The organism is Streptomyces odontomachicola (assembly GCF_039605595.1).
In the GTDB taxonomy this organism is placed as follows: Bacteria; Actinomycetota; Actinomycetes; order Streptomycetales; family Streptomycetaceae; genus Streptomyces.
Window position 1 is genome coordinate 328,969 of sequence record NZ_JBCFOK010000002.1, and the last position, 17,420, is coordinate 346,388.

At 73.5% G+C, this 17,420-nt stretch carries 15 protein-coding genes; 4 read left to right on the top strand and 11 right to left on the bottom strand.

The genetic code is table 11. The annotated features are described in order from the left end of the window. The gene (locus tag ABEE00_RS04275) at positions 1-261 is read right to left on the bottom strand and encodes a hypothetical protein (RefSeq protein ID WP_345743854.1); all 261 of its coding nucleotides are present in this window, start codon (positions 259-261) and stop codon (positions 1-3) included. Positions 262-489: 228 nt separating this feature from the next. After that, positions 490-1,131 (bottom strand): TetR/AcrR family transcriptional regulator, encoded by a 642-nt coding sequence (locus tag ABEE00_RS04280; RefSeq protein WP_345743855.1) that lies wholly within the window; start codon positions 1,129-1,131, stop codon positions 490-492. A 100-nt stretch (positions 1,132-1,231) separates the two neighbouring features. Between ABEE00_RS04280 and ABEE00_RS04285 the strand changes: the two genes are divergently transcribed. Beyond that, positions 1,232-2,761, top strand: a complete 1,530-nt coding sequence (locus ABEE00_RS04285; RefSeq protein ID WP_345743856.1) for an FAD-dependent oxidoreductase — start codon at positions 1,232-1,234, stop codon at positions 2,759-2,761. Between the two features lie 255 nt (positions 2,762-3,016). Here the strand turns inward: ABEE00_RS04285 and ABEE00_RS04290 are convergent, their stop codons facing one another. The 7 genes from ABEE00_RS04290 to ABEE00_RS04320 form a co-directional block, all read right to left on the bottom strand. Beyond that, a complete protein-coding gene (locus tag ABEE00_RS04290) occupies positions 3,017-4,030 on the bottom strand; it encodes an aldo/keto reductase (protein ID WP_345743857.1) in 1,014 nt (337 codons plus the stop codon). A gap of 209 nt (positions 4,031-4,239) precedes the next feature. After that, entirely contained in the window at positions 4,240-4,806 is a 567-nt protein-coding gene (locus ABEE00_RS04295) for a rhodanese-like domain-containing protein (RefSeq protein ID WP_345743858.1), read from the bottom strand. A 156-nt stretch (positions 4,807-4,962) separates the two neighbouring features. Beyond that, positions 4,963-5,715, bottom strand: coding sequence for a sulfite exporter TauE/SafE family protein (locus ABEE00_RS04300; protein WP_345743859.1), 753 nt, complete (start codon positions 5,713-5,715; stop codon positions 4,963-4,965). Beyond that, positions 5,712-6,140, bottom strand: a complete 429-nt coding sequence (locus ABEE00_RS04305) for a rhodanese-like domain-containing protein (protein ID WP_345743860.1) — start codon at positions 6,138-6,140, stop codon at positions 5,712-5,714. The genes ABEE00_RS04300 and ABEE00_RS04305 overlap by 4 nt, the downstream gene beginning before the upstream one ends. Before the next feature lie 43 nt (positions 6,141-6,183). Further along, positions 6,184-7,554 (bottom strand): MBL fold metallo-hydrolase, encoded by a 1,371-nt coding sequence (locus ABEE00_RS04310; protein ID WP_345743861.1) that lies wholly within the window; start codon positions 7,552-7,554, stop codon positions 6,184-6,186. Positions 7,555-7,884: 330 nt separating this feature from the next. Then, complete coding sequence (helR, locus tag ABEE00_RS04315) at positions 7,885-10,113, bottom strand: RNA polymerase recycling motor ATPase HelR (protein WP_345743862.1); 2,229 nt, start codon at positions 10,111-10,113, stop codon at positions 7,885-7,887. A 250-nt stretch (positions 10,114-10,363) separates the two neighbouring features. Continuing rightward, positions 10,364-10,813 (bottom strand): Lrp/AsnC family transcriptional regulator, encoded by a 450-nt coding sequence (locus ABEE00_RS04320; protein WP_345743863.1) that lies wholly within the window; start codon positions 10,811-10,813, stop codon positions 10,364-10,366. Positions 10,814-10,934: 121 nt separating this feature from the next. Here ABEE00_RS04320 and ABEE00_RS04325 point away from each other — a divergent pair, with 121 nt between their 5' ends. The 3 genes from ABEE00_RS04325 (at position 10,935) to ABEE00_RS04335 (ending at position 15,167) form a co-directional block, all read left to right on the top strand. Further along, positions 10,935-11,777 (top strand): hypothetical protein, encoded by an 843-nt coding sequence (locus ABEE00_RS04325; protein ID WP_345743864.1) that lies wholly within the window; start codon positions 10,935-10,937, stop codon positions 11,775-11,777. Positions 11,778-11,817: 40 nt separating this feature from the next. Next, the gene (locus ABEE00_RS04330) at positions 11,818-13,476 is read left to right on the top strand and encodes a DUF885 family protein (RefSeq protein WP_345743865.1); all 1,659 of its coding nucleotides are present in this window, start codon (positions 11,818-11,820) and stop codon (positions 13,474-13,476) included. A 251-nt stretch (positions 13,477-13,727) separates the two neighbouring features. Next, on the top strand, positions 13,728-15,167 hold the full coding sequence (locus tag ABEE00_RS04335; RefSeq protein WP_345743866.1) for a type I glutamate--ammonia ligase: 1,440 nt from the start codon (positions 13,728-13,730) through the stop codon (positions 15,165-15,167). 54 nt (positions 15,168-15,221) lie between these two features. On the opposite strand, the gene ABEE00_RS04340 is transcribed toward ABEE00_RS04335, so the two are convergent. Further along, positions 15,222-16,136: a LysR family transcriptional regulator gene (locus ABEE00_RS04340; protein WP_345743867.1), complete on the bottom strand. Its 915-nt coding sequence runs from the start codon at positions 16,134-16,136 to the stop codon at positions 15,222-15,224. Then, positions 16,133-17,326 carry a glycine C-acetyltransferase gene (locus tag ABEE00_RS04345; RefSeq protein ID WP_345743868.1) on the bottom strand — a complete coding sequence of 398 codons (1,194 nt, stop codon included), beginning with the start codon at positions 17,324-17,326 and terminating at the stop codon, positions 16,133-16,135. Before ABEE00_RS04345 ends, ABEE00_RS04340 begins: the two co-directional genes overlap by 4 nt. Positions 17,327-17,420: the final 94 nt, after the last annotated feature.

A 17,420-nucleotide genomic window follows, 5' to 3' on the forward strand; every position in this document is an offset into this window, starting at 1 on the left:
CTAGAGGCCCACCCGCCAGGCGAAGGGCGGGAGCTGGGCCGCCCGGCAGTACACCTCTATCGCCCACGGCAGCAGCGCCGCCGTCGGATGCAGCCGGGCGCCCTGCCAGCTCGCGAGCTGCCTGGCGCCGTGCCGGACACAGCCGGTGATCTCCTTTCCGGCACCGTCGATGAGGGTGACCGCGGCGAGCGGCCCCTCGCACGACGTCGGATCCTCCGGGTCGGCCACCGCGCAGCGCGCAGCCATGCCTTCACTGCTCATACGAACCCCCACATGCGATCGAGGGCGGTCGTCCGTCGCTGCATGGCTGCCCGAACTACGCATCGCCACTGGTGAGTTGGGCTTACCATTGCCCAGCCTTTACGGCGGTGCGCCGTCGAGCGCCCCTCCGTACTGCCGTGCGCCGCTGACGGTCACAGCGTTCACACCCTGCAGTCATTTCGGGGACACGGCAGCGGCCGGGAACTCCCGCCGGCCGGGGGTGCCGCGTCACTCCCGCTGGGGCAGTCGGTGCAGTCCCTTCTCCAGCAGCGCGAAGGCGTGCTCGGCGTCCTTCACGGCGCCCGCGTGGCGCGCGTCCGCGTCCTCCCCGTACGCCAGCCGTTCGGCGTTGTCCTGGGCCAGCGCCCACTGCACGGCCACTATCTGGACGGCGGCGATCCGCGCGGTCAGCTCGGGGGTGTCAGCCGTCTCGCGCAGTGCTTCGGCGAGGGCCTGTTCGGCGCCGCTCTTGAACCGCTCCATCCGCGCGACCAGCGGGGGCGCGTCGAGGATCATCCGGTGGAGCGCGCGTATATGGGGCTGGTCGTTGAGGCCGGTGATCGGGTCGCGCTCCTCGAGGCCCTGGAGGAAGTGCCGGCGCAGGGCGGTGAGCGGCGCCGTGCGGGCCGGGCGGTCGCGCACGACCCGGGCCGCCTCGGTCTCGTGGTCGGCGAAGCGGTGCACCACGAGGTCTTCCTTGCTGGGGAAGTACGCGAAGAGCGTGCGCTTGGAGACCTCGGCGGCCTCGGCGACCTGGGCCACCGAGACCTGTGTGAAGCCGTGCTCGAGGAACAGCGTGATCGCCGCCTCGGAGATCGCCGTGCGGGTCCGCTGCTTCTTGCGCTCCCGCAGCCCTGGCTGGATGTCCATGCCGACAACGGTAGCAAAAAAAGTACCCCCAGGGGAGATTTGCACCGGGTATAGTTTTCATCCGAGTGCAGGCGAGTGACGAAGAGGGCGGGTGGAAGGCATGACCGGAGTGGAAGCGGTAACCGGGGTTGAGGTCGAGGTCGGGACCGAGGTGGTCGTGGCGGGAGCGGGGCCCGCCGGGCTGATGCTGGCGTACGAGCTGGCGCTGGCCGGCGTCGAGACGCTGGTGGTGGAGAAGCTGCCGGAGCGGGTCCGGCAGGTGAAGGGCGGCGCGCTCCAGCCCCGCTCCACCGAACTGATGGAGATGCGCGGCCTGTTGGAGCCCCTGGAGAAGCGGGCCATGTCCCGCGACTCGGTGGGCGGCCACTTCGCGCTGCTGCCGGTGCCGCTGGACTACGCCCCGTGGCAGACCCGGCACCCCTATCCGCTCGCGATCCCCCAGTGGGCGATCGAGGAGGAGCTGGAGCAGCATGCCGCCGCCCTCGGCGCGCGGGTCCTGCGCGGCACGGAGGTCTCCGGCGTCGAGCAGGACGACGAGGGCGTGACCGTGACAGCGGACGAGGGGCGCCTGCGGGTGCGGGCGCGGTATCTGGTCGCGTGCGACGGCGCCCACAGCACGGTGCGCAAGCTGCTCGGGCTCCCGTTCCCGGGCAGGCCCGGCACCCATCAGGCGGTGCTGACCGACATCCAACTGCTCGCCACCACACCGCTGGTGCCCCAGGAGATGGGCCACATCAGCACCCTCACCCGGCACGGTGGCGGCTATTGGGCCATGCTCGTCCCGCTCGGCGATGACCGGTATCGCCTCACCTTCGGGCAGGCGGACACCGCGGACACCGCGCGCGAAACCCCCGTCACCCGCGAGGAGATCACCGCCGCGCTGCACGCGGTGTACGGGGCGGAGACCACCCTGGGCGAGGTGGACAACGCGTCGCGGTTCGGCGACGCCACCCGGCAGTTGGAGCACTATCGCGTGGGCCGCGTCCTGTTCGCCGGGGACGCGGCCCACATCCATCCGCCACTGGGCGGCCAGGGACTCAACCTCGGCGTCCAGGACGCGGTCAATCTGGGCTGGAAGCTCGCCGCGACCCTCCAGGGCCGGGCGCCGGCCGGCCTGCTGGACAGCTATCACGCCGAACGGCACCCGGTCGCGGCCCAGGTGCTCCACCACACCTCGGCGCAGCGGGTCCTTGCAGGCATGGACCCGGACGAGGACGTGACGGCGCTGCGCGAGATCTTCGCCGACCTGCTGCGCCTGCCCGAGGCCAACCGGCACTTGGCCGGGCTGATGTCCGGCCTGGCGCTGAGTTATGAACTGCCCGGCTCCCACCCGCTCACCGGCCGGCGCATACCCGACATGGAGCTGCTCACCGAGGCCGGCCCCACACGGCTGCTGGCACTGTTCACGGCGGGGCACTCCGTGCTGCTGGACCTCGCCGGCGTGCTCCCCGCCGACCTCCGGCTCCCGGCCCGCGTCGACCTCGTGCGTGCCGACTGCGCCGAGGAATTGGGCGCCTCCGCCCTGCTGCTGAGGCCCGACGGCTATGTGTGCTGGGCGGCGGAGGACGGCCCGATAAGCGAGGAGACGGTGCTGTCGGTGATAGACGGCGCGCTGACGACGGCGGGCTGAACGCGCGCGGTGCGCTCGATGTCGGTGCGCGTCGAACGACGGGGCACAGCCGGCGGCGAGGCGTGCTCGGGGAGGGGTGCTCGGTGAGAGGCGTTCGCGGCGAGGAGGTGGGCCGACGGGCCAAACCCGCTCCACCGCGCATGACCGGCCGGAACGTCCGCGAAGTGGTCTGAACGCAACGAGCCCCGGCCGGGCAGTGACTGCCCGGCCGGGACAAGGGGGTGATGCGCGATGCCAGACGCGATGCCTGAGGAGTCAGGCGTCGGTCGGCAGCGGGGCCGTCGGGTCGAGGAGCCCGGTCTCGCGCAGGTCGTGCCAGAAGGCGGCGGGGATCTTCTCATCCAGCGCGCCCAGGTCCTCCGCGATGCGCGAGGGGCGGGATGCGCCGGGGATCGCCGCGGCCGTCACCGGGTGCGCGAGCGAGAACTGCAGGGCGGCGGCCTTGACGGAGATGCCGTGCCGCTCGGTCAGCTCACGGATGCGCCGGACGGCGTCGACGATGTGGGCCGGGGCCTCCTGGTACTCGAAGTGCGTGCCGCCGGCCAGCACGCCGGAGCTGTAGGGGCCGCCGACGATCATCTCGACGCCCTGCTCCTGCGCAGCGGGGAGCAGACGCTGCAGCGCCTGGCCGTGGTCCAGCAGCGTGTAGCGCCCGGCCAGCAGGAAGCCGTCGGGGCGCGGTTCGTCCAGGGCGAGGGTGAGCTCGACGGGCTCGACCTTGTTGACGCCCAGGCCCCAGCCCTTGATCACGCCCTGGTCGCGCAGCTCGTCCAGTACCCGGAAGGCGCCGGTGCGTGCCGTCTCGAACTGGGCGAGCCAGCGGTCGCCGTGGAAGTCCTGGGCGATGTCGTGCACCCAGACGAAGTCCAGCCGGTCGGTGCCGAGCCGCTGCAGGCTGTCCTCGATGGAGCGCTTGGTGGCGTCGGCGGTGTAGTCGTCGGTCACCTTGTTGGGGCGGCCGTGCTCGAAGAGGCCGCCCTTCTCGCCCAGTTCGCGGTCGGCGGGGTCCTCGACCTCGTCGTGGATGATCCGCCCGACCTTCGTGGAGAGGACGAAGGAGTCGCGCGGGTGCGCGGACAGCATCTCGCCGAGGCGCATCTCGGCCAGGCCCGCGCCATAGATGGGGGCGGTGTCGTAGAAGCGGATGCCCTGGTCCCAGGCGGCCTGGAGGGTGGCCTGGGCCTCGTCCTCGGGGATGGCGCGGAACATGTTGCCCATGGGGGCGGTACCGAAGCCCAGCGAGCCGGGCAGCAGGTCGGTGAGGCTCATCGGGAGCTCCCTCGTACGCGTGGTGTGAGCCGCCCGGCGCCTCCCCCTGTACGCCCTGCGGCAGCCTTGCTTGCATGCGATGGTAATTGCATACGCGTATTAATGCAAGCGCGCACTAAATGTGCCGTGCCGTCGTGCGTGCCGGCCGGGGGTGCGGGCGCTCGGAGTCCCACGCGCGCCGGCCGGCGCGCCGCGGCGGCGGCCGCTGCTCAGCGGGCCAGGTCGGCGAGAGTGGCGTCCAGGTCGGAGGAGCTGGGGTGGTTGTGCGGGAGCTTGGCGAGCACGCGCGCCATGCCGCAGGTGTCGGTCAGCGCAGAGAAGACCAGGCCGCCGGCGATACCGGCGGACAGCAGGCGGGCCGCGCTCCAGCGCCGCCCGGCGAGCAGGCCGGTCAGGACCAGGGAGCCCGCCGCGAGGCGGACCTGGCGCTCCATGGCCCAGGTGCCGCGCTCGCCCTCGGGGCGCTGCACGTCGTGCCCGAGCTGCGCCCAGGCGCTGGTGCCGCCGGTGAGCGTGGCGGTCGCGACGCCGTGCTCGGCGAGGCGCTGCCCGGCCTGCGCCGACCGCGCGCCGGAGGCGCAGACGAGCAGGAGCTCGGCGCGGTCCGCCGTGCTCTTGAGGGTGGGCACCGCCCGGTCGAGTTCGTCGAGGGGGATGTTGTGGGCGCCGGGCAGGTGTCCTGAGGCGTATTCGCCGGGGGTGCGCACGTCGATGACGGTGAAGGAGTCGAGGCGGGCGCTGGCCTGCTCGGGGGTGAGGGCGGTGATGGCGGACATGGTGGTGCTTCCTTCCTTGCGGTGTGCTCCCTTCCCGAGGATACCCGTAGGGGTATACGGGAATGTGAAGCCCGGAATAACTGATGCGGGTGAAAGGGGAGATGACGGCGCCGAGCCCGTCGGCTGGGCGGCGCCGCCGCTGCCGGGGCAGGCGGTTCAGACCAGTACGTCGATGAGCATGAACGCGGCCACGGCGAGCAGCACGAGCGCGAAGCCGCGCTGCAGCAGCGGGCCCGAGAGCCTGCCCGACAGGCGCTTGCCGTCCCAGGCGCCCAGGACGGCCGCCCCGGCGAAGGGGGCGATCACCGCCCAGTCCAGGCCATGGGCCGTGGCGCCGCGGGTGGCCAGGGAGGCCAGCGAGTTCGCCGAGATGACCAGGAGGCTGGTGCCGACGGCCGCCTGCATCTCGAAGGCCAGCACCGTGACCAGGGCCGGTACGACGAGGAAGCCTCCGCCCACGCCGAGGAGCCCGGTCAGTCCGCCCAGCCCCGCTCCGGCCGCCGCGGCCTTGATGGGCCGGGACGGCTGCGTACCGTCTCCCGGTCCGGCGGTGCGGGGCCGCAGCATGCGGAGGGCCGCGAGGGCGGCGATGAGGGCGAAGGCGCCGGTCAGCACCGGCTGCGGCAGCCGGGTCGCGATGGCTCCGGCGGCCGCGGCCGGGAGGAGGCCGGCGGCGGCGAAGAGGGCGCCGGTCTTCCAGCGCACGTTCCCGGCGCGGGCGTGTGCGTACAGCGCGGTGAGGGAGGTGGCGGTGACGATCAGGAGGCTGGCGGTGGTGGCGTCGGCGGGGGCGAAGCCGAGCAGGTAGATCAGCGCGGGCACGGCGAGCACGCTGCCGCCCCCGCCCAGCGCGCCGAGCGCCAGCCCGACCACGCCCCCGGCGAGCAGGGCGAGAATCAGGTCGGTCACGGCGTGGCACCGCCGCCGGCGCCGTCGCCGGGGTTCCCGCCGGCGACCGGCAGGCCCTCCTCGGCCCAGGCGAGCATGCCGCCGGACATGTCGCGGGCCTCCACGCCGCGTTCGGCCAGCAGCCGGGCGGCGCGCTGCGAGCGCTGCCCCGAGCGGCAGACGGCGACCACCGGTCTGCCCTCGGCGGCCGGCGGCAGCGCGGCGCCCTCCAGCAGGCGGGAGAGCGGGAGGTGGTGGGCGCCGGGCGCGTGGCCGGCGCCCCACTCCGACGCCTCACGGACGTCGAGCAGGACACACCGGCCGTCCTCGGCCCGGCGGTGCGCCTCGGCCGGCGTGAGGCGGGCGGGGTTCCGGCGGGGGCCGGGGTCCCCGCGCAGGGAGCGGGGGAGTACCCGGCGGGGTATCAGGCGGGCAAGACAGGACATGGTGCGATCACTCCGTGTGCGGATACGGGCGGCTGCGGTCGGATCAGCCGTCGGCCCGTACGAGGCGCAACCCGGCCTCGGGGGCGGCGTCGAAGCCGTCGTCCACGGCCACGACCTCGCGGCCCACGGAGTCCAGCAGCGAGGCGGCGATCGCCGCGCGCATGCCGCCCGCGCAGTGCACCCACACCACGCCGGGCGGCACCTCGCCCAGGCGGTCGTGCAGTTCGTGGATGGGGATGTGCACCGAGCCCTCGATGTAGCCGTTGGCGCGCTCGGAGTCGCGGCGTACGTCCAGTACCACCGCCTCGTCGGCGCGGGCCCGCTCGGCGGCCAGTCCGGCGAAGGTGGAGCGCGGGAAGGAGCGCGGCTCCTCGCCCTCGCGGATCCAGGCGTCCGGGCCGCCGCTGGCGGCGGCCGCGGGGCGGTCGATGCCGACGCGGACGAGTTCGCGCTGGGCGGCGGCGATCGCCTCGGGGGTCTCCGCGAGCAGGGTCACGGGCTTGCCCCAGGGGATGAGCCAGGCCAGGTAGGTGGCGAGCTTGCCCTCGCCCTCGAAGTTGAAGGAACCGGCGACGTGGCCCTCGGCGAAGGCGACGCGATTGCGCAGGTCGACGACCCACTCACCGGCGGCAAGCCGCTTGGCGATCTCCTCGGCGTCCGCGGTGCGCGGCGGGGTGAGGTCCACCGGCGCGGGTCCCGAGGCGTTGGCCGGGGCCATGTGCGTGTAGTACGCGGGCACGTCCTCCAGCCCGGCGAGCACCTCGGCCACGAAGGTGTCCACGTCCTTGGTCAGCGCGTCGTTGTTCTTGCGCTCAGCGCCGATCGTGGTGGTGTCGCCCTCCGCCTGGGCCGAGGAGCAGAAGCTGCCGAAGCCGTGGGTGGGGAGCACCGGTACGTCATCGTCCAGTTCCTCGGTGAGGCGGTGCGCCGAGTCGTACTGCGCCCTGGCCAGCTGCTCGGTCAGCCGCGGTTCCACCAGGTCGGGCCGCCCGACCGTGCCGATCAGCAGGGAGCCGCCGGTGAAGGCCGCGGCGCCCCGGCCGTTCTCCTCCAGCACGTAGGAGGTGTGGTGCGGGGTGTGCCCGGGGGTGGCGATCGCGCGCAGCGCCAGGCCCTCGTCCACGGCGAAGGTGTCGCCGTCCTCGACCGGGGTGTGCGGGAAGGAGACCGAGGCGCCGGCCGGTACGAGGTAGCGGGCGCCGCTGACGCGCGCGAGCTCCAGGCCGCCGCTCACGTAGTCGTTGTGCACATGCGTCTCCACCACGAGGGCGATCCGCACTCCGCGCCTCGTGGCGGCGGCGATGACCTGGTCGATGTCGCGCGGCGGGTCCACGACGACGGCGGCCTCGGAGCCGCCGGCCAGGTAGCTGCGGTTGCCCAGCCCTTCGAATTCCAGAGTTTCGGTGAAGAACACGGATATGACTCCTTCCGCGAGGTGGTACCCAGGGGGGTATTCGATGGTCACCCTAACAGGTATACCCAGGGGGGTATTCCATAAGCGGAACCGCCCCCGGCCCGGTGCGGTCTCGGCCACGGAGGGAGCGGGCTCTGCTCCGTCGGCCCGGCTCCGTTCGGATGCCCGCGGGGGAGGGAGGGAATCGGGGCTTTCGCGCCAGTCGGGGGCTTTGCCGCCGCGTGACGGCAAAGCCCGTACCGGCGTCTGTGCCGGTCGCCGTACCGGTGTCCACGCCGGGCCGCTGTCGGGGCGGTACGCCGGGCCGGGACGGGGAGCCGGTTTGCGCGTTTACGCGCCGGTGAGGAGTACGAGCCGTCCGGTCGCCCGCGTCATGGCCACATAGCGGTCGACGGCGCCTTGGATGTCGGTGCCGAAGCCGGTGTCGCCGCCGGTCCCGGCGCCGCTTGCCGCGCCGGTGCCGAATTCCTCGGGGCCGACCAGGACGACGAGGTCGAATTCGAGTCCCTTCGACAGCTCGGGCGGCAGGGACCGCACGCGCGGCCTCGCCCGGAACACGGCGTCCCCGATCACGCACGCCGTACCCTCCGCGTGCTCGGCGAGCCAGGAGTCGAGCACCGCTTCCAGGTCACGCGCGGAACCCCGTACGACGGGAACGCCGGTGCTGCGGATGGAGACCGGCACGTTGGCGTCCGGGAGCGCGGCCCGGATGACGGGCTCGGCCTCCGCCATGACCTCTTGCGGAGTGCGGTAGTTGATGCCCAGCGAGGTCAGGGTGATGCGGTCGAAGCCGACCCGCTCCAGGCGCTCGCGCCACGACTCGGTGAAGCCGTGCCGTGCCTGCGCACGGTCCCCGACGATGGTGAAGCTGCGCGAGGGGCAGCGCGCGAGCAGCATCCGCCATTCCGCGTCGGTGAGTTCCTGCGCCTCGTCCACCACGATGTGCGCGAAGGGGCCGGCCAGCCGGTCCGGGTCGGCCGACGGCAGGGCCGCCTCGTCGACCAGGGTGTCCTGGAGGTCCCGGCCCCTGAGCATGGTCACCGCGCCCTCGCCGTCGTCGTCGGCCTGGAGGATGTCCTCGATGACGTCGGCCATGCGCGCGCGTTCGGCCGCGGCGGCCGCCTCCTGCCGCCGTCGGCGCCGCTCGGTCCGCGCGTCGCCGAGCCGCCGCCGCGCCGCGTCCAGCAGCGGCAGGTCGGAGACCGTCCAGGCATGGACGTCCCCGCGCTGGAGCGCGCGCACCTCCCCGGCGTCGAGCCACGGCACGCACAGCCGCAGATACGCGGGCACCGACCACAGGTCGCCGACCAGGTCCTCCGCCTCCAGCAGGGGCCAGGCGCGGTGCAGGGCGCGGAGCAGTTCCCGGTCGTCGCGGAGTGCTCGGCGCAGTGCCTCGGGCGGAGCGTCGCTGTCTCCGGTTCCCCCGTCCTCGTACCGGTCCAGTACGAGGTCGAGCAGTTCCTCGCGGATCTGCTCGTGTGCCTCGTTGTGCGGGGTGCCGGGCTCGACCGCGTCGAACGCCTGCGCCCAGTCCTCGGCGCTCAGCCGGATGTCGGCCCACTCGGTGGAGATCACCGTGCCCTTGTCCGGCGGCTCCTCATAGACCCGCACCGCGCGCTCGATCGCGTCGGTCCAGCGCGCCGAGGACTTGAGCCGCGCCACCTCGGGGTCGGATTCGGGCCCTGCTGCCGCGCCCTCGTCCACCAGGTCGCGCAGGGTGCATGTCCGCACGCCCTCCTCGCCGAGGCTGGGCAGCACGTCGGCGACGTACGCGAGGTACGGCCGGTGCGGGCCGACGAACAGGACGCCGCCGCGGCGGTGGCCCAACCGCGGGTCGGAGTACAGGAGATGCGCGGAACGGTGCAGCGCCACGACCGTCTTGCCGGTGCCCGGCCCGCCGTCGACCACCAGCGCCCCGCTCGAACCGGCGCGGATGATGGCGTCCTGGTCGGCCTGGAGTGTGCCGAGCACATCGCGCATCCGCGCCGAACGGCTGCCGCCCAGGCTCGCGATGAACGCCGACTGGTCGTCGAGCGCGGCGTGTCCCTCCAGCCCCTCGGCGCTGAACACCTCGTCCCAGCAATCGCCGATCCGGCCATCCGACCAGCGGTAACGGCGGCGGCTCGCGAGGCCCATCGGGTGCGCGTGCGTGGCCGCGAAGAAGGGTTCGGCCGCGGGGGAGCGCCAGTCGACCAGCAGCCGCCGCCCGGCGCCGTCGGTGAGGCCGAGCCGTCCGACGTACACGGGCTCCGCCCGCCCCTCGTGGACGATGCGTCCCAGGCAGAGGTCGAGGCCGAAGCGGCGCAGGGTGCGCAGGCGCGCGGTCAGCCGGTGGATCTCGGCGTCCCGCTCCATCGCCTGCCGGCCGATCCCGCCGGGGGATTTCCGCAATTCCGCGAGCTGTTCGGTGAGTTCGTCCTTCGAGTGCTCCAGGCATTCCGCGAGTGCGGCGAAATGCTTTTCGTCGGCGGCGATGAGTTCCGGATCGTCCTTGGCCGCGAGGCGCTCGGGGAGATCGAAGACACCAGTGGTCACAGGGGTGTCGGGGCCCGGATGCATGACATCAACTCCGGTGGGGTGAGTAGCGCATTCTGAGCAGCGCATTCTGAACGGCGCCTTTTGCGCGCGACGTGTACGCGGCTTTGCGTGGGCCGTTGATTGTGCGGCATTGAGGGGGCCTTGCGGCAAGGCCCCCCGTGCGCTATATGTTGAGAGTGGCAAGGAGAGCAGCACTCCTTGCCTTTTCTCTTTCTCGCCCTCGCCGCGTACGTATCGCGCAGGCATCGCGCAGGCACGGGAACCCCGCGGCTCACTGCTCCAACAGGCGCTCCTGGCCCAGCGGAACCTCGTGCAGCATGAGGCGGCTGCGGAGTTCGCGTACCGCGAGGTGCTGCTTGAGGTGGTCGATGACCGTCTCGAATTCGCGCGCGTCGGCGCACACGATGCGGAGCTGGTAGTCGTACTCGCCGGTGAGCCGCATCCCGCCGATCACCTGTGGGACGGTCGCGAGCCGGCTCTCGAACGCGGCCCTGTCGGTGCCCTCGCGCAGCCGGATGTCGCTGAGCATCTCCATGCCGTGGCCCAGCACGGCCAGGTCGAGGTCGGCGTGGTAGCCGCGGATGATGCCGTCCTTCTGGAGCCGGCGCACGCGGTCGGCCACGGTGTTGGCGGAGAGCCGCACCTCGCGGCCCAGCTCTTGGTAGGTGGCGCGGCCGTTGGCCAGCAGGAGGGTCACGAGTTCCCGGTCGATGCGGTCCATGGAGGCCATCGTAGAGAATCTCGGTCGACCACGGCATCGGCCGAGAAAAGCGTGGCGTACGGGTGGGTAGCCGCGATATTTCCGAGCCACCTTCGGCGGCTTTCCTGGCAGTGTCCCGGGCATGGAGATCTTGCTGTTCCGGGCGGCCCTCGCGCCGTCGATGGTGCTGCTCGCCTCGGTCGTGGCCCGGAGGCTGGGGCCACGCCGGGGCGGCCGGCTTCTGGGCGCCCCCACCACGACGGGGCCCTTTCTGGCGCTGGTCTGCTGGGACGCCGGGCGGTCGGCCGGGGCGGAGGCGGCGCAGGGCAGCGTGGCCGGACAACTGGTGGTGGCCTGCTTCTGCCTGGCCTACGGGCGGCTCGCGCCGCGACTGCTCCCCTGGCGGACCCTGGCCCGCGCGCTGCTCGCCGCCGCTGCGGCGGGCGCGGTCGGCGTGGCTCTTGGCGACGTGTGGCTGACCGCCGCCGTCACGGTCGCCGTCGTCCTCGCGGGGCTGTGGACATGGCGGGTGACCAGCGATTCGGTCCCCGTACGGCAGGCGGCGCGCGCCTGGGAGACGCCGCTGCGGATGGCGCTGGCGACCGGCACGGTGCTGGCGGCGATGGCGGGCGCGCGGCTGCTCGGCTCGTACGTGGGAGGGGTGCTGTCCACGCTGCCCGTGCTGCTGGCCGTGATGGCGCCCACGGTGCACCGCTCCGGCGGAGCGCGGGCCGCGGCCGAGCTGACCCGCGGCGCGCTGCTCTCCGCCGCGGCCACCTGCTGCTTCCTGCTGACCCTGGCCACGGCGCTCCCGGCGCACGGGCCCCTGCTCGCGTTCCCGCTCGCGCTCGTCGCGCTGGTGGCGAGCGGGTGGGTGCTGAACGTGGTGGTGGCGCGGCGTACGCGGGGGAGTTCGCTCGTGGTGCGGCGCGGTGGCGTGATGGGTGCGGCGCGGGGGAGCGGGGGTGTGCCGAGCGCGCGGTGAGGGGCCACAGTCGGATGATCACGAGGAGAGGGAGAACGGGATGACGGGCGGGGAGAAGAGCGCGAGCGGTACGGCGTACGCGGAGGAACTCGTCGGGCTGAGCGAGGAGTTCCGGCGCTGGCGCACCGCCAGCCAAGCCGATTCGCACGACGACGTCCCGCGTGTCGCGCGGCCCGAGGGATGGGTCGCCGACTGGTCGGCCGAGGCCGTGGAGGAGCGGCGCCGCCGCCTGGCGGAGTTCGCCGCGCGCCACCGGGCCCTCGAACTGGGCGGGGAACCGGTCGCCGTCCAGGTCGACGGGCGGCTCCTGGGCGCCGCGCTGGACAAGGTCCACTGGGAGCTGGACATGGTGCGCGGCTGGCAGCGCAACCCCTGCTTCTACCTCGACCAGGCCCTGGTGGCGGTGTACGAACTGCTGCTGGAGCCCCCGCCGTTCGGGCCCGAGCGCGCCGCGGCCGTGCTGCGGCACCTGCGGCAGGTCCCCGAGGTCCTGCGCCAGGCGCGCGCCAACCTCGCAGAGCACGCGGCCGCGCCCTTCGCGGCGTACGCGCGGCGCCTGCTGGACCGGGGGCCCGAGGACGTACGGCGTGCCATGGCCGCGCTCGCTCCGCTGCTGCCTGCGCCGTACGCGGCGGAGTTGCCGGCGCTCGCCGAGGAGACCGCGGGACATCTCGCCGCGTTCCGTGCATGGCTGGAGGGCCGCGAATTCGGCGGCACGACGGCGATCGGGACCGAGGCGCTGGCCTTCTATCTGCACCGGGTCGCGCTGCTGCCGTACGGGCCCGAGCAGTTGCGCGCGCACGCCAGGGGCGAATACGCGCGGGCCGTGGCGTTGGAGGAGTCCTGGCGCAGCCGCGCGCCGGGTCGGGAGAGCGCCGGTGCCGGGACCCTCGTCGAGCGGCAGGCGGTGCAGGAGGCCGAGGTGCGCGGCTTCTGCGCTGAGCGCGGGCTGCTGCGGCTGCCCGCGGATCTGCGGCGTTACCGCTTCGCGCCGATGCCGCCCTATCTCGCGCCGCTGACCTGGCTCGGGGTGCCGCACTACCTGGCCTCGCCGGAGCACGCACGGGAGGACGCGGTGCGGTATGTGCCGGAACCGGGGCCCGGGCTTTCCTATTTCGAGCAGGCGAAGGTGCTGGACCCGCGCACCGGAATTGTCCACGAGGGCGTGCACGCGCACCAATTGGCACTCTCGTGGCAGCATTCCGACCCGGTGCGGCGGCATTTCCACGATTCCGTGCCCAACGAGGGTCTCGCCTTTCACCACGAGGAACTGACGCTCACCGCCGGGCTCTTCGACGATGCTCCGGCCAGCGGGGCCTTTCTGGCCAATTCCATGCGGCTGCGCGCGCTGCGGGTGGACGTGGACCTCGGATTGGCGCTCGGCGACCTCGCATTGGAGGAAGCCGCCGCGCAGTTGGCCGAGCGGGTGCCGGTCGATCACGCCACGGCCTGGCAGGAGGCGGTGCTCTTCTCCGCAGCGCCGGGCCAGGGGCTCAGCTACCAGGCCGGCAAGACGCAGATCCTCGACCTCCTGGCGGCGGCGCGTGAGGAGCAGGGCGACGCCTTCGACCTCGCCGGCTTCCACGACCGCCTGTGGCGCGAGGGCAATGTCCCGCTGGCCCTCCAACGGTGGGAACTCCTGGGGCGGAGCGACCACGTGGAGGAGGCGGGCCGGCTCGCGGGACGGGCGGCCGTCTGACCGCCTGGGGGCGGGCGGCTGACTGATCGCCGCGCGGGGCGGGTTGCTGGCTGAGGGTGCGCGGCGCTTCCGTGTGGTGGGAGCGCGCTACGCCACCGCGCCCCTCGGCGACTACGCAGATGCGGTGGACCCTCTTCGCGCCGCGCGGTACGCCGTACTCCGCCGGGCACGATGCCGGTGAGGAGGCCGAGCCCGGCGAGGAAGCCGGGGAAGCCCGCATCCGCCCACGGAGCCCCCACCGAGGAGCGCACATGACCGAAGCCGCGCCGCACGCCCCGGACCCCGACCCCGGTGCGGAACCCGACAGCGCCCCTGCCCCTGACCCCGCCGCCGTCGAACGGGCCTCCGCCCTCGGCGCCGAGCTGGCCGAACGCGGCGTGCACGGCGTCGTGCTCGCGTACGTCGACACCGCGGGCATCACGCGCGTGAAGACCGTTCCCGTGGCGCGGCTCGGGGCGGCCGTGGCGCGCGGCGTGGGCATGTCGCCGGTGTTCGACACGTTCCTGGCCGACGACTCCTTCGTGCAGACCGACGTCCTCGGCTCGCCGGACGGCGACCTGCGGCTGTACCCGGACCTCGACCGGCTCGTCGTGCTCGCGGCGCAGCCGGGCTGGGCCTGGGCCCCGGTCGAGCGGCGCACCCAGGACGGCGCGCCGCACCCGGCGTGCACCCGCACCCTGCTGCGCCGCCTCACCGCCGGGGCGGGGGAGCGGCACGGCCTGAGCTTCAGCGCCGCTATCGAGATCGAGTGGGCGACCGGCAGGGGAGACGCCCCGGACGGGGAGTTCGTACCGGCCTGCACGGGGCCCGCCTACGGCGCGGCGCGGCAGGCCGAGTTGAGCGACTTCGCCGCTGAGGTGCTGGTCGCGCTGGCGGCGCAGGGCGTGGAGGTCGAGCAGCTCCATCCCGAGTACGCACCGGGGCAGTTCGAGATCTCCGCCGCCGCGCTCGACCCGGTGGCAGCGGCCGACCAGAGCGTGCTCATGCGGCACACCCTCCGCGCGGTGGCGCTGCGGCACGGCCTGAAGGTGTCCTTCTCCCCGTCCGTCTTCGCCCAAGGGGTGGGCAACGGCGGCCACATCCACCTCTCGGCCTGGCGCGACGGGGTCAACCTGCACTCCGGCGGCGCGCTCCGGCACGGCATGACCCCGGAGGCCGAATCCTTCCTCGGGGGCCTGCTCGCCCACCTCCCCGCGCTGCTCGCGGTGACCGCGCCGAGCCCGGCCAGCTATCTGCGCCTCAGGCCCTCGCAGTGGGCGGGGGCCTTCGCCGCGTGGGGGCACGAGACGCGCGAGGCGGCGCTGCGGGTGATCACCGGGACCCGGGGGCACCGCGACCGGGCGGCGAACGTGGAGTTCAAGCCCGCCGACCTCGCGGCGAACCCGTACCTCGCGCTCGCCGCCCTGCTCGCCGCCGGCCTGGACGGGCTGGAGAACTCCGCCCGGCTGCCCGAGGAGATCACCGGCGACCCGGCCAGGTTGACGCCCTCCGAGGCGTCGGCCCGCGGCGTGGCCCGTCTCCCGGAAACGCTCCACAAGGCGGCGGCCGCCTTCCGCGACGACGCGCCGCTGCGCGCCGCCCTGGGCCCGGTCCTCGCCGACGCCGTCCTCGCGGTACGCCGCGGCGAGGCCGAGGCCATGGCCGGCCACGACGCCGAGTTGGTGGCGGCCGCGTACCGCTGGAGGTACTGAGCCCTCGTACGGGAGCAGCGCGCAGCCCCCGTGTACGGAGCCGCGCGGGCGACGTCACAGCGTGGACAGCCCCTTCGCCGCGCCCACCAGCGCGTCCAGCACCGGATGGATCAGCGGATGCGCCTCCGCGCCCTTGCGTACGGCGGCGAAGACGCGGCGGGTCGCGGCGGGCCCGGTCACCGGGAGGGCGACGGCGTTGCGCGGCTCGACCCCGCGCAGCGCGGAGCGCGGCACCAGCGCCACCCCCGCTCCTGCGCCGACCAGCGCGACCACCGCGCGGAAGTCGTCGGATGAGTGCGCCAAAGCGGGCTCGAAACCGGCGAGTTCGCAGGCCAGCAGCATCACGTCGTGGCAAGGGTTGCCCGGGTAGGGGCCGACCCACTCGTCGCAGGACAGCGAGGCGAGCTCCACGTGCGGTTCCCCGGCGAGCGGGTGCGCCGCGGGGAGCACGGCGTCGAAGGGCTCGGCGTAGAGCCCGACGCGGGCCAGGCGCTGGTCGTCCTCGCGGGGCGCGCCGCGGTACTCGACCGCGAGCGCGAGATCCGCCTCGCCGTCCAGCAGCATCGGCAGCGCCTCGTCGCCCTCGGCGTCCCGCACCCGCAGCCGGATGCCGGGGCGCTCGGCGCGCAGATGGGCGAGCGCCGGGGCCAGCACCTCTGCGATGCCGGTCGCGAAGGCGGCGACCGTGACCTCGCCCGCGCTGCCGTCCGCGTACGCGGCCAGGTCCGCCTCGGCGCGCTCCAGTTGGGCGAGCACCGCGTTGGTGTGGATCAGCAGCAGCTCGCCGGCCGCCGTGAGCTGCACGCCCCGTCCGCTGCGGGTGAGCAGGACGTGGCCCGTCTCCTGCTCCAGGGCCGCCAGTTGCTGGGAGACGGCGGAGGGGGTCAGATGCAGGGCCGCGGCCGCGGCGGTCACCGTACGGTGGTCCGCCGCGGCACGCAGGATCCTCAGTCGGCGCGGGTCGATCACGACGTCATTGTCGCCCTGGCGTCGGAGAACGCCGCGACCGCCTGCTCGACGTTGGCCGTGGAGTGCGCGGCGGAGAGCTGTACGCGGATGCGCGCCTGGTCCATCGGCACCACGGGGTAGGAGAAGCCGATCACGTACACGCCGCGCTCCAGCAGGAGTTCGGCCATGCGCGCCGCCTCCGCCGCGTCGCCGATCATGACGGGCGCGATGGGGTGGTCGCCGGGCAGGATCTCGAAGCCCGCCTCGGTCATCCTGCCGCGGAAAAGGCGGGTGTTCGCGTCCAGTTTCTCGCGCAGGTCGCCGGCCGACTCCAGCAGGTCGAGGACCTTCAGGGAAGCCGCGGCGATCACGGGGGCGAGCGCATTGGAGAACAGGTACGGGCGCGAGCGCTGGCGCAGCAGCTCCACGATCTCGGCCCGCGCCGCGACGTAGCCGCCCGAGGCGCCGCCTAGCGCCTTGCCCAATGTGCCGGTGATCACGTCCACGCGGTCCATCACGCCGTGCAGTTCGGGGGTGCCGCGGCCGCCGGGGCCCACGAAGCCCACGGCGTGCGAGTCGTCGACCATGACCATCGCGTCGTAGCGGTCGGCGAGGTCGCAGATCTCCGCGAGCGGGGCCACGTACCCGTCCATGGAGAACACGCCGTCGGTGACGATCAGGCGGCGGCGCGCGTCCTGGGTCTCCTTCAGCCGCTGCTCCAGCTCGGCCAGGTCGCGGTTCGCGTAGCGGTGGCGCTGGGCCTTGGAGAGCCGGATGCCGTCGATGATCGAGGCGTGGTTGAGCGCGTCGGAGATCACCGCGTCCTCGGGGCCGAGCAGCGTCTCGAACACGCCGCCGTTGGCGTCGAAGCAGGAGGAGTACAGGATCGTGTCCTCCTGCCCCAGGAACGCCGAGAGCCGCCGCTCCAGCTCCTTGTGTATCTCCTGGGTGCCGCAGATGAAGCGGACCGAGGCCATGCCGTAGCCCCACCGGTCCAGCGCCTCCTGCGCGGCGGCCACCACCTCGGGGTGATCGGCGAGCCCGAGGTAGTTGTTGGCGCAGAAGTTGAGCACCTCGCCGGGCGCGCCGCCCGAGGTGACGCCGACGGCGGCGCTCTGCGGGGTGCCGAGGACGCGCTCGGGCTTGTGCAGCCCTGCGGTGCGGATCTCCTGGAGGGTGGCGCGGAGGTCGTCGCGGACGGACGCGTACATCTGGGATCTCCTAAGGGCGGAGGCGGTACGGGGACGGAGTACGAGGTACGGGACGGAGCACGGGGCGCGGAGGCCGGGGCGGCTTCCGGCTTGG